The organism is Dietzia sp. UBA5065 (assembly GCA_002415925.1).
Taxonomy (GTDB): Bacteria; Actinomycetota; Actinomycetes; order Mycobacteriales; family Mycobacteriaceae; genus Dietzia.
Window position 1 is genome coordinate 3,540 of sequence record DIAZ01000154.1, and the last position, 413, is coordinate 3,952.

1 pseudogene is annotated in these 413 nt (G+C 72.4%); it reads right to left on the reverse strand.

From position 1 onward, the window contains the following. Positions 1-413: pseudogene (locus B4M60_RS12630) on the reverse strand (acetyl/propionyl-CoA carboxylase subunit alpha); the annotation flags it as partial.

Below are 413 nucleotides of genomic sequence, written 5' to 3' on the forward strand. Positions count from 1 at the left end.
CGCTGGATGGAGCACTCGCGCTCGCCGACGGCCCAGACGGTGCCGTGGGCATCCGCCATGATCTGGACCTCGATGTGGCGCCCGCGCTCGAGGTAGCGCTCGCAGAACACCGCGTCGTCGCCGAAGGCCGACAGCGCCTCCCGCTGCGCGTTGGCGATCTCGTCGTGCAGGGAGCCCAGCGTGCGGACCACGCGCATGCCGCGGCCGCCGCCGCCGGCGGAGGCCTTGACGAGCACCGGGAGGATGTCCTCCGTGACGTCCGCGGGCTCGAGGTCGGTGAGCATGGGCACGCCCGCGGCGGCCATCATCTTCTTGGCCTCGATCTTGGACCCCATGGACTCGATGGACTCGACCGGGGGGCCGACCCAGGTGAGCCCGGCGTCGATCACGGCGCGGGCGAACCCGGCGTTCTC